Consider the following 14,821-nt stretch of genomic DNA (forward strand, 5'->3'; position numbering starts at 1 on the left):
CTGGCCGCCAGCTTTGAAAGGACTTCAATGGCAGCACCCAGAATCATCGTGGTTGGCGGAGGTTTGGCCGGGCTCGCAGCAGTGATCAAGATTGCCGAAGCCGGCGGTCACGTAGATCTGTTTTCTATCGTTCCGGTGAAGCGCTCGCATTCGGTCTGCGCGCAGGGGGGCATCAACGCGGCGAAGAACCTGAAGGGCGAAGGCGACACAACCTGGCAGCACTTTGACGACACAATTTACGGTGGAGACTTTCTTGCCAATCAGACGCCGGTAAAGGCAATGTGCGAAGCGGCTCCGGGCATCATCGATCTGCTGGATCGCATGGGCGTTCCGTTCAATCGCACTCCAGAGGGGCTTCTCGATTTCCGCCGGTTTGGCGGGACGCTCTATCACCGCACGGCTTTTGCAGGCGCCACCACCGGACAGCAGTTGCTGTACGCCTTGGATGAGCAGGTACGCCGTTACGAAGTTGATGGGCACGTGCACAAGTACGAGGGTTGGGAGTTCCTTTCCGCGATCGTTGACGGAAAGGGAGCCTGCCGGGGCATCGTTGCCATGAACCTGCGCACGATGGAGGTTCGCGCATTCCAGGCTGAAGCGGTGATCCTCGCGACTGGCGGCAACGGAGCTATTTTCGGCAAGAGCACCAATTCGGTGGTCTGCACGGGATCGGCGCAGTCGGCCGTGTTCCAGCAGGGCGCCTACTACGCCAATGGCGAATTCATTCAGGTGCATCCGACGTCCATACCTGGGGAAGACAAGCTGCGCCTCATGTCTGAGTCGGCGCGCGGCGAGGGCGGACGGGTCTGGGTTCCGCGTACGCCGGGAGACAAGCGGCCGGTCAAGCAGATTCCGGAGTCGGAGCGCTATTACTTCCTTGAGGAGTGGTATCCGAAGTACGGCAACCTGGTTCCGCGCGACGTTGCGACGCGAGCTATCCACGAGATCGTTTACGAGCATGGGCTGGGGATCGATGGGCAGCCGATGGTCTACCTGGACCTGACGCATATCGATCGCGAGACGCTGAACCGCAAGTTGGAAGGCATTCTCGAGATCTACGAGAAGTTTGTTGGCGACGATCCGCGCGAAGTTCCGATGAAGATTTTCCCAGGCATGCACTACACCATGGGCGGGCTCTGGGTGGACAACAACCAAATGACGAACATTCCAGGCTTGTTCGCGTGCGGCGAGTGCGAGTACCAATATCACGGCGCGAATCGACTGGGCGCAAACTCACTGGTGAGTTGCATATTCGGCGGATTTTCGGTGGGGCCGATCGCGCTGAAGTACGCGAAGAACGTCGATGCGGCCGAGGGAGACGGTGGCGCTGCTGCCGAAATTGCGCGGCAGACCGAGATGAACCAGCAGTTGCTGAAGAACGAAGGCAACGAGAATCCCTTCCGCATCTGGCGCGAACTCGGCGTGACGATGACCGAGCACGCAACGGTGATCCGTTATAACAAAGGTCTCAAGCAGGCCGACGAAAAGATCGTCGAGCTGCTCGATCGGTTCCAGAACGTAAGCCTTGCGGATCGGACGCAGTGGGCGAACACGAGTTTCGCGTTCACACGCCAGCTCTACAACATGCTGGAACTCTCACGCGTGATCGTGCAAGGCGCGCTGCTGCGCGACGAGTCGCGGGGCGCGCACTACAAGCCGGATTTCCCGGAGCGCAACGACGAGAAGTTCCTGAAGACAACCAAAGCCAGCTTTACCGGCGCACCTGAGGGACCGCGCTTCGAGTATGAAGACGTGGACACTCAATTCATCAAACCAAGGCCGCGCCGTTACGACGCAGCCAAATAGAGGAACGCTTTGAGTGAGCATTTCTTTCTGAAACTAACTCCGCCGCGTCCGACATTCTCGCAGGATATGAGCCCCGAGGAACGCCAGATCATGCAGCAACATGTTGGCTACTGGACCGATCTGATGCAGAAGGGAACTGCAATCGTGTTTGGTCCGGTGATGGATCCGTCGGGTGTGTACGGCATCGGAGTCGTCCACGCGGAAAGCGAAAATCAACTTCGCGCGCTGATCGATGGCGATCCCGCGAAAACAATCAACCACTACGATTACTGGCCCATGCGCGCAGTGCACTCGGGTCTAAAAGGCTGAAAGCTGATCGCTAAGAGCTGAAGCTGTATTGAGGAACAATGGCAAAGACCGTCAAATTCGAAATCAAGCGACAGGCCGGACCCGAAGCGCCGGCAGTGTGGGAAAACTTCGAACTCGAGTGGCGCCAGGGGATGAACGTCATTTCGGCGATGATGGAGATTGCCGCCAATCCCGTCACGGCGGACGGCAAGGCAACGACGCCGATCACGTACGACTCCAACTGCCTCGAGGAGATCTGCGGCTCGTGCGCGATGAGGATCAACGGCAAAGCACGCATGGCGTGCTCGGCTCTGGTCGAGAATCTCGAGCAGCCCATCAAGATCGAGCCGCTTTCGAAGTTCCCACTGGTGCGCGATCTGCAGGTCGATCGTTCGGTGCTGTTCGAAAACCTGATGCGGGTGAAGGCGTGGGTTCCCGTCGACGGCACTTATGATCTTGGATCTGGTCCGCGCGTTTTCCCGCAGCAGCAGGAAGCGAATTATCCGCTGTCGAACTGCATTTCGTGCACCTGCTGCATGGAAGTGTGTCCGCAGTTCAATGAAGCTACCGGGTTCGTTGGCGCTGCGACGATCGCCCAGGTGAAACTCTTCAACAACCATCCAACCGGGAAGGTCTTCAAGGAAGAACGGCTTCGCGCACTGGCCGGGGACGGCGGCATCCAGGAGTGCGGGTATGCGCAGAACTGCGTTGAGGCCTGTCCGAAGCAGATTCCGCTGACGAATGCGATTTCGGATGTCGGCCGGGATGTCGTGGTGCAAAAGATGAAGGACTTCCTGCGCGGATAATTCAAGGATCAAGAAACAACCAAGGGCACAGGGGGACCTGTGCCCTTTCATTTTTCTGATTCGGTTGGCTGCACAACGCTCGCAGTGCGGTTGTGAGAATTTTAGGGGCCTCGTTGTATGGCGCGATGCTCGGTTACAAGTATGTCTGTAGCGCTTCGCCTACCCCCTCCCCCACCCATATATCTTGATGACAAGTGTGCTGCTTTCTTCGGCTTAGGGCGGGGCTATGGCTCTAAGTGTGTCTTAGGATTGGAGTAACTCGCAAGCTGTTTCATTACAAAGGAGTTAGGAGCAGGGATGAAGGCGGAGAGGACTGAGCGACGAGAGATTCGCTGGTATGGGCGGATTTGGTCAGGTTCGCGTGCATAGATTCAGTATGACGAAATGGGCGAATTGGACTGCAAAACGGGCGAAGGATTTTTCTGTTTGTAATCAGGAGCTTAAGGGGGGTCGCGTTCGGCGGCTCTTGACCTCTGGCGGAGAGAGGTTTGCAGGAATTGTTCTAGCACGCTCCCGCGACTCTAAGGAGAGAGGCCAAGTGTCCTTGAACACCGGCGACATTTCGGTGTCGATCAAAAAGACTCGCCAAGAAAGTGGCCTCAGTGTCTCAGTCGCCGACCATCCAGACATTACGCAGAAAACCCCGTAAAATGAGGCACCGGAGAAACACCGCAAAATGCGAATGTGGCGTTCACATCCTGTGTTGTTCACATTTGCCATCGGCGCGGCCCTCGGCTTCTTCTGCGCCGTCTATCTGATGTTCGCAGTGGGGATGGACGGCGTTCTGCTGACGCATCCTCGCCTAGTCATGCTGTGGCCCACCATAATCGTGGCAATGGCAGACCTCGGTGGGCCGTCTGCCGGATTCAGCCTTTTCATCAGCTTTGTAAGCAATGCCATACTCTACGGGTTTGTATCCGCCACTCCAGTAGGTTTGGTGGTCGCGATCCGCCGTTCGTTGGGTCCGCCGGAGAAACCAACTTCGATTGGCAGGATGTGAGTTCCGGTTTCAAGTGAACTCGTGCTCAGCGCGAGTGACCGGCGATGCGGAAGTTGAGAGCAAGAACTTGCGCATTCCACACGTGGACAGCGAGAAATACAAACGCAGATTCTTCGCTTACCACCCCCACGCTGAAAAGCGCGTGGGGCCCGTGCGCTCAGAATGACAGCCTGATTTGAAGAAGTGTGTTCCAGCGCGGTCGACCTAAGAACAGTCAGTTAGCGACCAACCGGCCATGCGGAACTTGAGAGCAAGAACTTGCTCGTTTCGCGTTGGCCAGCTAAAAACAACTGCGGATCCTTCGACTCACCACCCCCAAGCTGAACTGCGCTTGGGGCCCCGTTCGCTCAGGATGACACCCATTTTTGGCGCTCTGGCTGTGTTGCCGGCTGTGTGAAAGTAGAACTTGCTTTTTCCAAGCTTCAAAAGCGAGAAAGACAACCCCGGATCCTTCGACTCACGACCCCCACGTTCTGCGCCGAAGAGCAAACATCGCTCTTTGGGGACCCCCTGAGGAAAACGCGTGGGCCCCGTTCGCTCTGGGTGACAGCGGTTTCTGCTGGTGTTTCGTTGCTGGCTCCTCAATCGCTGACTGTTTAATAGAATAGCGGGAACGTGATTATCAATCTGGCACGACGCGCGCATGACCATAACTGGGAGCTCGATCCGATTACGCGATCGCTTCTGGATACGGACTTCTACAAGCTGCTGATGCTGCAGTTTATCTGGAAGCATTTCAACCGGACGCGGGCGACGTTCACGCTGATGAACCGGTCGCAGGATGTGCGGCTGGGCGAGGTGGTGGATGTGGATGAGCTGCGGGAGCAGCTTGAGTCGACGCGGAAGCTGCGAATGCACAAGTCAGAGATGATCTGGCTGGCGGGCAATACTTTTTATGGGAAGCGGGGAATTTTTGAGCCGGCGTTTCTGCATTGGCTCGAGCATGATTTCCGGCTGTCGGATTTTGAGCTCGGTGTGAAGGACGGGCAGATCTCGCTGCAGTTTGAGGGGCTGTGGGTCGAGACGACGATGTGGGAGATTTATGCGCTGTCGGCCATTGATGAGCTGAAGACGCGGGCGAGCTTGAAGAAACTGACGGAGCTTGAGCTGGACATCCTGTATGCGCGGGCGAAGACGCGGCTCTGGGAAAAGATGGCGAAGCTATATGGCGTGCCGGGGCTGACGGTGAGCGACTTTGGGACGCGGCGGCGGCACAGCTTTCTGTGGCAGGACTACGTGGTAACGGCGATGCGCGATGTGCTGGGCAAGACGTTCGTGGGGAGTTCGAATACGTATCTGGCGTACACGCACGATCTGGAAGCGATTGGAACGAATGCGCATGAGTTGCCGATGGCGATGGCGGCGCTCGCAGACAGCGATGAGGAACTGAGGGAATCGCAGTACAAGATGCTGGAGATGTGGCAGCAGACGTACCAGGGCGAGCTGCTGATCATGCTGCCGGATACGTTTGGGACGACGCAGTTTCTGGAAGGCGCGCCGGATTGGGTGGCGAACTGGACGGGGCAGCGCATCGACAGCAAGAATCCGTATGTTGCCGGCGATGAGTACATCGCGTGGCTGGAGCGGCGCGGGCGCGATCCGCGGACGAAGAGGCTGATCGCATCGGATGCGCTGGATGTGGATTCAATTGTGGCGCTGCATGCTTACTTCGGCGGACGTCTACAGAATGGGGCTAAGGCTGGGGATTTTCGTAGCGCGGTGGACTTTTCGGACCCGAAGCGCTGGCTGCCGGAGCATCGGATCCGGTTCAGTTCGGGCTGGGGAACGTATCTGACGAATGATTTCCGGGACTGCAATCCGCAGGGGAACGACGGCTTCAATCCGATAAGCCTGGTGTGCAAGCTGAGCGAGGTGGATGGCAGGCCGGCGGTGAAGCTTTCAGACAATTACCAGAAGGCGATGGGTCCGCAGAAGGAAATTGAGCGGTACAGAAAGGTGTTTGGGACGGCGGGAGTTGCGAACGCGCCGGTTTCGGTGTGAGCAGGCGTCACAATTTCAACTGGCGGGGGTTGACGAAATTGTGAGTTCCAGAAGAGGCTAGATGAAATCCCCTTGAAGGAGAACGGATCTTGAAGAAGCTTCTGGTAGTGGCCGCGGCCGTGGTTTGTCTAATGATGGGCACGTCGTTTGTGCATGCGCAGGATGCTGGAATCGCAGGGAAGTGGCACTTTGTGCTTTCGACACCGGGCGGAGACCGGGAGGTCGATGCAGACCTGACGGTGGACAACGACGGGAATGTGACAGGGAAGTGGGGACCGGCGGATGTGGCGGGCACCTACAAGGAAGGGAAGCTGGCGCTGAAGTTTCCGTTCACTTCAGAAGAGGTGAGCACGACAGCGGATATGAGCATCGACGGAAAGCTGAACGATGCCGGGGCGCTGGCGGGAGACTGGTCGTTCTCGGAATACAACGGGACGTTTGAGGCGAAGCGGCCTGCGGCGACGCCGGCGGGTGAGACTCCGGCGGCTCCGACGGGGACGGAAGCAAAGCCGCAGTACTGAGACCGTCCCACCGATCCGTGGTGAAGCCACGGATTGTGGACGTGATGAGGACGTTCTTGTTTCCCACCCTAAGCCCCAAGAAGCCGCGGTTTAGGATGGGGCACCCGGAGTCCCATGTTCACCTGTGATCATCCCCGGTGCCCAAATGCGAGGCACCGGGAGCACTCGAGTCGTGATTCAGCTTCGTGGTTGTGACGCGGACATTCTTGTTTCCTACCCTAAACCGCAAGGAGCCGCGGTTTAGGATGGGGCACCCGAAGTCCCATGTTCGCTTGTGATGACCCCCGGTGCCCAAAGCGAGGCACCGGGAGCACACGAGTCCGAGTTTGAGTGAAAGACTCCCGCTGGACCCCGATCTGCTTCGAATTGCAAATTGTTACAGAGCGATGAATAAAGTTGTTGCCCAGTTTTGATGTTCTACTTACAATAAATGAGTGAGCAGTCGCTTATAGGAGAACGTTTGGCTCGACCCAAAAGCGACATAAAGCGGAAGGCGATTCTCGACGCGGCGGTGGAGTTGTTCGCGGAACGTGGCATCGCTCATGCTCCGACTTCGGCTATCTCATCAAGAGCTGGTGTGGCCGAGGGAACTCTTTTTACCTATTTCAAAACGAAGGATGAGTTACTGAACGAGTTGTACCGCGAGATGCGGAAGGAGATCGACCAGGAGATGGCCGACTTTCCGTTCTCGGCGGATGTTCGCGCGCGGCTTCGTTTCGTGTGGGATCGATTTCTGGATTTGGCGGAGCGGCATCCGAAGCAGCTGAAGGTGCAGCAGCAGCTGCGGTCATCGGGAAGGCTGCTGAAGGATGCGGAGGCTCCGAACATGGTGATCACGGAGCTGTTGCGCGCATCGCGCGAGGGCGCCAAAGTCGGGGGACTCCATGAGGCTTCGCCGGAGTACCTCGTCCTGATGTTTCGAGCGCAGGCCGAGGCGACGGCGGAGTTCATCGCGGCGCACGAGGAGATGCGGTCGGAGAGCAGGGAACTTGGGTTCAAATTGGTTTGGAGAGCATTGATCGGGCAATAGGTATCGGGCTTTACGTGAGTGTCCCAACCCTCATGAATTCGTAAGATGCAGGAGCTGTAAACAACGTGCAAGAGAACAACGGGCCGCAGCGCCAGGCTGCGGCGAACTTCCCTCCTGAAACGGGAAAACTGGCTGTCATCACCTGTTCTACGAATGGGATTGGATTTGATATTGCATTAGCGCTTGCGCGCGCGGGCGCGGATGTTGTGCTGACGGGGCGGCAGAGTCCGGATGGGCATGAGGCGCTGGCGAGGATTCGACCGTTTGCACCGCATGCGCTGGTTCGATTCGAGAAGCTGGATGTTGCGAGCCTGAGTTCAGTAGCCGACTTCGCCAACCGGATGATGCAGGCGGGCAGGCCGGTGGATCTGCTTATCAATAACGCGAACACGCTGGTGTTGCAGAACCGGCAGCAGACGGGCGAAGGCTTTGAGCTGCACTTTGCGACGAATTTTCTGGGGCATTTTGCGCTGACGGCGCGATTGCTGCCTCTGTTGCGGGCAAGCAAGCAGGCTAAGGTGGTGCAGTTGACGAGCACGGGACGGCACCATGGAGAGATCCACGTGCACGACCTGCAACTGCAGAGCGACTACACGCCGCTGAGGGCATACAGCCAGTCGAAGCTGGCGATGATGATCTTCGCGGTGGAACTGCAGCGGAAGAGCGATGAGTACGGATGGGGAATCACCGGAACTTCGTCGCAACCGATTGGGACACACGCGGCAATGCTGGCGAACGCGACGGAGGTGACTCCCTCGATGAGCTGGTATCGGCGAGCGCTTGGGCTTGTGCCGAATCAGGCGTCGGCTAAGGGCGGAAACGGCGTGGTGGAGAACCTGCTGGCGAAAACGCCCGAGCCGCCTGCGAAGAGTCTGGCTGAGCTGATTGGGCCGCCTGCTCCAGAGGCCGTGGATATGCGGGTGCTGGATCGCCTGATGGGTAAGAAAGTGTGGGATTTGGCCACGCAGCTGACCGGGGTACAGTGGCCGCAGAGCCACGGCGCGGGGGGAGAGACGGTCGCAAACCAGGCAGGCGACGGTACGGCGAGCTAAGTTGCTGGTTTGACTGTGGTGCCGTTTGCGGCAATAGTTCTTTGGTAATGTCGAGGGACCTAGAGCGTCCCAGGCGCCATGCCGATAGACGCTAGAGTAGATCCATAGCTCCTGAAGCCGAGCGAGATGTGGAGTTACGGCCGCGTGGTAACTGCTGTCCTTTTCATGTTTGTGGGAGCTATAGCCTGGATACCTATCTAACAATTGTGTCTGCATCTGTGCAGGCGTTAGTTCTGATTCTGCTGATGCGAAAGCGGATCTATCGGGACTTTCCGCTTTTTACGGCTTATCAGGTCTGGATCTTCGCTCTGGCGATGGGTTCGACGGTCGCGTCGGCAAGGCTGGCCAACGACGCTTATAACCGGCTGTTTTTCATCTCTTCGGTTGTGGATGCGTTGTTCCTGTTTGTGATTCTTGTCGAGATGTCGATGTCGGTGCTGAAGCCGGTGAGAGCAATGCTGCCGCGATGGACGATTGTGGCTGTTGCCGCGGCACTGGGGGCGGTTGCGGTTGCGGTGTGGCGGATTGCCAGCCCGCCGGGAGCTGGGAAGCTGTCGAGTATGTCGCAGCACATCATTCACCTGGACATCACGATGTCCGTGCTGCGGATTGCGTTTTTTGTGACGCTGGCGGCGCTGAGCCAACTGCTGTGCCTGGGATGGCGCGACCGGGTGGTGCAGATTTCAACGGGGCTGGGATTCTTTTCGCTTGTGAGCCTCGGGGTGACGTTTCTGCACATGAACCAAGGCGTGGGCGCGGTGCATCTGAACGAGCTTTATCACGTGCTCGACCGCGTCGTAGTGTGTGCCTACATTGCGTCGATGCTGTATTGGGGGGTCTGTTTCGCGCGGGATGTGCGAGAGAGACAGGAGTTCACGCCGCAGATGCAGAAGTTCATTGAGGCGCTGGCGCAGAACGCGCGGAGTACGCAGCTGGCGATGCGCAGCACTGACGCGAAGAGAGGCGAGTCCTACTGAGGCCCGGAGATTGGGGCTGAGTCCTGCGGCGGCGCGGCCGGCGGAGCGGGCTTGTTTTTGGCGCGGAGCCAGGCGATCAGATCTTTCACTTCATCGTCAGTCACCGAATCCTGAAAGGGGGGCATCTTCTGTCCACCGTTCAGGATCTGGCTGGTGAGTTTCTCGTCGGTCCAGGTTTTGTCTTTCCAGATGTCGGTGAGGGCGGGGCCTTTCTTTGCGCCCTGTCCGACGGAGCCGTGGCAGTAGGTGCAGCCCTTGTCGCTGAAGAGGGTGGCGCCGGCTTTGACGTGTTCGTCGGGCTTGGCGGGGGCGGCGTAAGCGGGAAGAGCGGTGGCTACGGTCAGGCCCAGGGAAAAAATGGGAAAGAGAAGGACGCGCGAGATCACAGGGTTATTTTCTCATGGGGCCTGCAGGAGATTCGAGAGCGGCTTTCGGTTCTGTCGAACGCTGGGGTATACTTTCGCAGCCTTCCGGAGCCATGGGAATGAGACAGCGGTTCCTTACAGTGATTGTTCTTTGCTCGGTCGTAAGGGCAGCGCAACAGGCGCCCGATTGCAAAAGCGCGGACGGTCTTGGCCAAGCTGCTGCAAACGGCACCGTGATGGGACACGTCTACCTGGATGATGCAAAGAGCCCTGGCAGAAAAGCGACGGTGTCTCTGGAACCTGCCGCCCCTTTTGAAGCTGACGAGCAGCCAAAACGGGGAGCGGATCGCTATGCTGGCCCGATCACGCTGGGCGTCGAAGCGGAGTTTGATGGAAGCTACAGATTTACGCACGTACCGGCTGGATCGTACTTCGTCGTGGCAACCTGTCCAGGGTACATTTCGCCGTATATATCTCTTTCAATAGCAGAGTCGCGTTCCGGGTATGGCCAGTCGGCACCTCTTGGGCTTGAACAGAGGGCGGAGAAGGAGCGTGTGCTGGCGGCATTGCCGAAAGTGAATGTGCAGTCGGATCTTCCCGTATCGGCTGATGTGATGCTTGAGCGCGGTGCTGCTGTGAGCGGAACAGTGACGTATGACGATGGCGGACCTGCGGCAGGACTGAACGTGGAGGTTCTTGCGCGCGCGAAACGAGATGGTAAGGAAAGCTGGGAGCAAATCGGGTTATCAAGGCATGGCGCCTCCGGTTTTCTGCCGCCTCGTACGGACGATCGCGGTAACTATCGGATCAGCGGGCTGCCGCCGGGCAAATATATGGTCGAGGTCAGCGTCGAGTTTTCGGATACGAAGAGTTATTCGTCGCCGTCGGGTGGAGGAGGATTCGGTTCCAACGCGCACAGGGCCTTTTTACCGATCTATTCAGGGAGTACGCCGCGAAAGAAGGATGCCGCGGTGTTCTTACTCCAACAACGGGAGGAGCGCACCGGCGAAGACATCCTTATCCCGATGTCGAGGCTGCACACCATCAGGGGAGACATTGTGTCTGCGCGCGACGGTCACGTTGTGAACGCCGGTCAAGTCGACCTTTTGAATGCTGACGATCATATGTTCGTCGCGTCGCAGAATTTGACGGAGGACGATCCGAGCTTCACGTTCAGCTTGATCTTTGAAGGGAAGTACATCCTCTCCAGCACGGTGTCTTCAGATGTGGACTACCTACAGGATCCCGGGATCCAAACTCAGTGATTCCGCAATACAGCGCGAAAGTACGGCACCTCTATGGGAGAGCGGCCATGCCGCTTCATGTCGCAGGCGATATGGACAGGGTGACGATCCGAGTTCCAGAGCCGACGGCGAAGGAAGCGCAGATGTTCAGCAATGCGCTACGACAGCAGGAGGAGCAGAATCGTACAGCGGGTGATCAATAGGTTGTGACTGCAGCAAATCCGCGGAACTAAGCACTTAATTCGGGGAGGGGTGAGAATTTCATTTCAAATATGACATGGTTTGTCATGTATGGAATCGTACTTTGGTGGTGAGCTCAGATTTGGGCGGAGGAGATTGACATGACAACTGCAGTGGCTGAAGTAGGCGTTGTGACCGCGAGCGATGTGTTGAAGAACTGGCAGGGGCACCGGAGACTGACGCGCAAGGTGATTGAGGCGTTCCCGGAGGATAAGCTCTTTGCGTTTTCGGTGGGCGGGATGCGGCCGTTTTCAGAGCTGGCGTGGGAGTTTATCCGCATGGCTGTGCCGATTGCGGAGGGTGTGGCTACGGGCAAGTGGCGGGAGTTCGACATGTCGAAGGCGTCGGTGACGACCAAGAGCGAACTGCTGCGCGTGTGGGATGAGCAGACTGCGCGACTGGATGAGGTGTTTGCGCAGATTCCGGCGCATCGCTTCACCGAGGTCGATAAGGCGTTCGGGCAGTGGGAGGGACGCGGGATCGATACGATTCAGTATGCGATCGATAACGAGATTCACCATCGCGGACAGGGGTATGTGTATCTGAGAGCTCTGGGGATGGAGCCGCCGCCGTTCTGGGAGAGGTGATTTACTGTTCCGTTTGAGGCTCGGTGTTATGCCGCCCACTCATCCAGGGTGAGGCTACGGATGAATAGGGCACAGCCGGGGTTTTCGCTTAGCTGCGGTGTAGCTCCCATGTCTCCAAAATCGGGAGACATGGGGCACCCTATGCTAGTCGTCGAGGTCGGAGGGGACGAGGGCGAACTTTTTCAGCTTGTAGCGGAGGGCGTCGCGGCTGATGTCGAGGAGGCGTGCGGCGTTGGACTGGTTTCCGTTTGCCTGGGTCATGGCGAGCTCGACCATGGAGTGTTCGACTTCTTCAAGAGAGGTTCCGCCTTCGGGGATGTAGAGGCGCGGGAGCGAGCGGCCGTTGGGAAGGCGGCGGCCGGCGTCGGGCGGGGAGGTCTGCTCGAAAGCTGTGCGTCCGTTCGATTCGCCGACAGAGAAGGGAAGATAGATGGGGCGCAGGTAGGACTCCTCTTCGAGGATCATGCCGCGCTCGATGGTGTTTTTGAGCTCGCGGACATTGCCGGGCCAGTTGTGGCTGAGGATGAGGCTGCGGGTTTCGCCGGTGAGGCCGCGGACGGATTTCTTAAAGCGGCGATTGTAGCGATCGATGAAGAAGTCGACGAGGGGGAGGATGTCTTCTTTGCGATCGCGGAGCGGCGGGATGAAGATGGCGATGATGGCTAGCCTGTAGAAGAGGTCCTGGCGGAACTGGGATTCGCGGACGGCTTTCTCGAGATCGCGGTTCGAGGCCGCGATGACGCGGACGTCGACCTGGATATCGCGAAGTCCGCCGACGCGGCGCACGACCTGGTCCTCAAGGACGCGGAGCAGTTTGGCCTGGAGGACGGGAGAGAGCTCGCCAATTTCGTCGAGGAAGAGGGTACCGCCGTCGGCTGCTTCGAAGAGGCCCTTCTTCATCTGCTTCGCGTCAGTGAATGCGCCTTTCTCGTGGCCGAAGAGCTCAGCTTCCATGAGGGTTTCGGGGATGGCGGAGCAGTTGATGGCGATGAATGGCTTGTCTCGGCGGGCGCTTTCATAGTGGAGAGCTTTAGCGATGAGGTCTTTGCCAGTGCCGCTCTCGCCCTGGATGAGGATCGTAGAGGCTTCGCAGGAGGCTACCTTGCGGACGAAGTGCATCAGCTCGGTCATCTTTGGCGATGCGCTGACGATGCTTTCGAAGCCGATGCCGGTTCGCGGCCGAGCACGGGATGACTGCGGGTCGTTGCGGCGGGCGGCGGACTCTTCGAGCGTGTTCTGAATGAGTTCGTGGAGAAGTTCGAAATCGATCGGCTTGCCGACGAAGTCGACTGCGCCGAGCTTAATGGCGGCTTTAACGTCATCGAGCTGCGGATCGGCAGTGATCATGATGACGGCGGGCTGCTCGGGACCCTTTTTCAGCTGGACGAGCTGATCGAGGACTTCGATTCCGGTGATGTCGGGGAGACGTACATCGAGGAGGACAAGGTCAGGGGATTCGGCTTCGGCGAGACGGAGAGCGGGTTCGCCGGCTTCGGCTTCCAGGACGTGGAAGCCCCATTCTTCACATTTCTGACGAAGCGACCACCTTACGAGGCGTTCGTCGTCGACGATGAGGATTTTTTCTGCTTGCATCGGTTCTCTCGTGTACCGCTGACTTCGACCGTTGTGGGCGGCTGCCGTTCTTTATGCATGCGTGGTGTTGGGGATCTTTTGTGAGCGGGACCCTGGGTGAGTGATCCCCGATACAACGCTGGAGTTATTAGAGGCTGTTAATCCGCCGAAGAATGTGATGTATGTCACGGGAGGGTGGTGAGGAGATCAGCGCCGGGCTAGCGGGTTTACGGATGGCTCTTCGTCGCACTTGGGATAAGCGGTTCTCAGGCGAGCAGACAATTTCGAGTGCGAATTTTGTTGATCTTGAATGAAACGCGACATAAACTCGGACAACTATTCCTCCAGATAAAGTCTTCCCCGGGCCCTTCCACTAAGGCGAGGAGGTTGCCGTGTCTGTCTTCTTCCCCATAGCAGTCGTCCGTTCATGGACTGCTCTGAACTGCATTCTGCTTTTGATTTGTGCGTCTGGTGCTGCCAGAGCTGATGTGGGCGAGAGGAACTCGTACGCGGACGGCTGGCAGTCTTCGGCGAAGCTCTCAGCTGAGGACGACGCACGGCTGACAGATCTCATGAGCCGTCTAAAAGTTGCCGAGAGAGGAAGCGACTTGTCCGGCGAGGCCGATCTGCTCAATTCCATCGGACTCATCCATTACAAGGCCGAGGAGTTCGACGATGCCATCGAGGCATTCACGCAGGCACTGGACTTGCGTCGAGGGCTAGGTGACGAGCGCGGACAAGCTACAGAGCTTGCTGAGCTTGGGAGCACGTACGGGCAAAAGGGAATGGCCCGGGAGGCGATTGAGGTCTACCAGAAATGCGTTCCGTTATGGAAGAGACTGGACGTTGCTCAAGAGGCGGCGATCCTTGGACGCATTGCTGAGATTTTCCGCCAGCTTGGAGATCGTGGAGGCGCGCTGCATTTCAACCAGCAGGCGGAGGCAGCGTTTGAGCAGGCCGGTGACAAGGCAGGACGTGCGGCAGTCTTGAACAACATGGGACTCGCCTATTTCGTGACAGGCGACAAGAAAAGAGGAAGAGAGTACTTTGGCAAGGCGTTGGCTGCTTATCACGACGCGGGGAACAGCCTGGGGGAGGCGGCAGCACAGATGAATCTTGCTGCCGGCTACAGTCTGTCGGGGGACCAGGCGAAGGACTGGCATTGTTCGAGAGCGCAGCGTCGGTGCAACGTCAGCGGGGAGATCGAGCGGGAGAGGCGGCGGTGCTGAGGGATATTGGGTTGGTCTACGCGCGCCTGGGGCAGAATCAACGAGCCGAAAGCTATTGCGACCTCGCACTTTCGATTTATCGCGAACTGGGGAATCGAGAGGC

General features: G+C 58.1%; 15 protein-coding genes. 13 read left to right on the forward strand and 2 right to left on the reverse strand.

Annotated elements, in window-relative coordinates; genetic code table 11:
- Positions 1–27 precede the first annotated feature (27 nt).
- The 9 genes from sdhA (at position 28) to DHV10_RS00750 (ending at position 9,481) form a co-directional block, all read left to right on the forward strand.
- Entirely contained in the window at positions 28–1,806 is a 1,779-nt protein-coding gene (gene sdhA / locus DHV10_RS00700) for a succinate dehydrogenase flavoprotein subunit (RefSeq protein ID WP_109484405.1), read from the forward strand.
- Positions 1,807–1,815: 9 nt separating this feature from the next.
- Complete coding sequence (locus tag DHV10_RS00705; protein ID WP_338042556.1) at positions 1,816–2,115, forward strand: YciI family protein; 300 nt, start codon at positions 1,816–1,818, stop codon at positions 2,113–2,115.
- A gap of 38 nt (positions 2,116–2,153) precedes the next feature.
- Positions 2,154–2,900 (forward strand): succinate dehydrogenase iron-sulfur subunit, encoded by a 747-nt coding sequence (sdhB, locus tag DHV10_RS00710; protein WP_109484407.1) that lies wholly within the window; start codon positions 2,154–2,156, stop codon positions 2,898–2,900.
- A 676-nt stretch (positions 2,901–3,576) separates the two neighbouring features.
- Positions 3,577–3,900 (forward strand): hypothetical protein, encoded by a 324-nt coding sequence (locus DHV10_RS00720; protein WP_162601089.1) that lies wholly within the window; start codon positions 3,577–3,579, stop codon positions 3,898–3,900.
- A gap of 615 nt (positions 3,901–4,515) precedes the next feature.
- Positions 4,516–5,901, forward strand: coding sequence for a nicotinate phosphoribosyltransferase (locus DHV10_RS00730; RefSeq protein ID WP_109484411.1), 1,386 nt, complete (start codon positions 4,516–4,518; stop codon positions 5,899–5,901).
- An 89-nt stretch (positions 5,902–5,990) separates the two neighbouring features.
- Entirely contained in the window at positions 5,991–6,422 is a 432-nt protein-coding gene (locus DHV10_RS00735; RefSeq protein ID WP_109484412.1) for a hypothetical protein, read from the forward strand.
- A gap of 460 nt (positions 6,423–6,882) precedes the next feature.
- Positions 6,883–7,452 carry a TetR/AcrR family transcriptional regulator gene (locus tag DHV10_RS00740; RefSeq protein ID WP_162601090.1) on the forward strand — a complete coding sequence of 190 codons (570 nt, stop codon included), beginning with the start codon at positions 6,883–6,885 and terminating at the stop codon, positions 7,450–7,452.
- 65 nt (positions 7,453–7,517) lie between these two features.
- Complete coding sequence (locus tag DHV10_RS00745; RefSeq protein ID WP_109484414.1) at positions 7,518–8,504, forward strand: SDR family NAD(P)-dependent oxidoreductase; 987 nt, start codon at positions 7,518–7,520, stop codon at positions 8,502–8,504.
- 245 nt (positions 8,505–8,749) lie between these two features.
- Positions 8,750–9,481, forward strand: coding sequence for a hypothetical protein (locus tag DHV10_RS00750; protein WP_162601091.1), 732 nt, complete (start codon positions 8,750–8,752; stop codon positions 9,479–9,481).
- Here DHV10_RS00750 and DHV10_RS00755 read toward each other — a convergent pair.
- On the reverse strand, positions 9,475–9,867 hold the full coding sequence (locus tag DHV10_RS00755) for a c-type cytochrome (RefSeq protein ID WP_109484416.1): 393 nt from the start codon (positions 9,865–9,867) through the stop codon (positions 9,475–9,477). The genes DHV10_RS00750 and DHV10_RS00755 overlap by 7 nt on opposite strands.
- Before the next feature lie 98 nt (positions 9,868–9,965).
- On the opposite strand from DHV10_RS00755, the gene DHV10_RS26860 reads away from it, so the two are divergent.
- From DHV10_RS26860 to DHV10_RS00770, 3 genes are all read left to right on the forward strand, one after another.
- On the forward strand, positions 9,966–11,111 hold the full coding sequence (locus DHV10_RS26860; RefSeq protein WP_162601092.1) for a carboxypeptidase-like regulatory domain-containing protein: 1,146 nt from the start codon (positions 9,966–9,968) through the stop codon (positions 11,109–11,111).
- Between the two features lie 47 nt (positions 11,112–11,158).
- Positions 11,159–11,293, forward strand: a complete 135-nt coding sequence (locus DHV10_RS27910; protein WP_275425884.1) for a hypothetical protein — start codon at positions 11,159–11,161, stop codon at positions 11,291–11,293.
- 138 nt (positions 11,294–11,431) lie between these two features.
- Positions 11,432–11,917: a DinB family protein gene (locus DHV10_RS00770; RefSeq protein WP_109484419.1), complete on the forward strand. Its 486-nt coding sequence runs from the start codon at positions 11,432–11,434 to the stop codon at positions 11,915–11,917.
- A 144-nt stretch (positions 11,918–12,061) separates the two neighbouring features.
- Here DHV10_RS00770 and DHV10_RS00775 read toward each other — a convergent pair whose 3' ends face one another.
- The gene (locus tag DHV10_RS00775; RefSeq protein WP_109484420.1) at positions 12,062–13,510 is read right to left on the reverse strand and encodes a sigma-54-dependent transcriptional regulator; all 1,449 of its coding nucleotides are present in this window, start codon (positions 13,508–13,510) and stop codon (positions 12,062–12,064) included.
- 371 nt (positions 13,511–13,881) lie between these two features.
- Between DHV10_RS00775 and DHV10_RS00780 the strand changes: the two genes are divergently transcribed.
- Positions 13,882–14,718, forward strand: coding sequence for a tetratricopeptide repeat protein (locus DHV10_RS00780; RefSeq protein ID WP_109484421.1), 837 nt, complete (start codon positions 13,882–13,884; stop codon positions 14,716–14,718).
- The last annotated feature ends 103 nt before the right edge of the window (positions 14,719–14,821 follow it).

The organism is Occallatibacter savannae, from assembly GCF_003131205.1.
Lineage (GTDB): Bacteria > Acidobacteriota > Terriglobia > Terriglobales > Acidobacteriaceae > Telmatobacter > Telmatobacter savannae.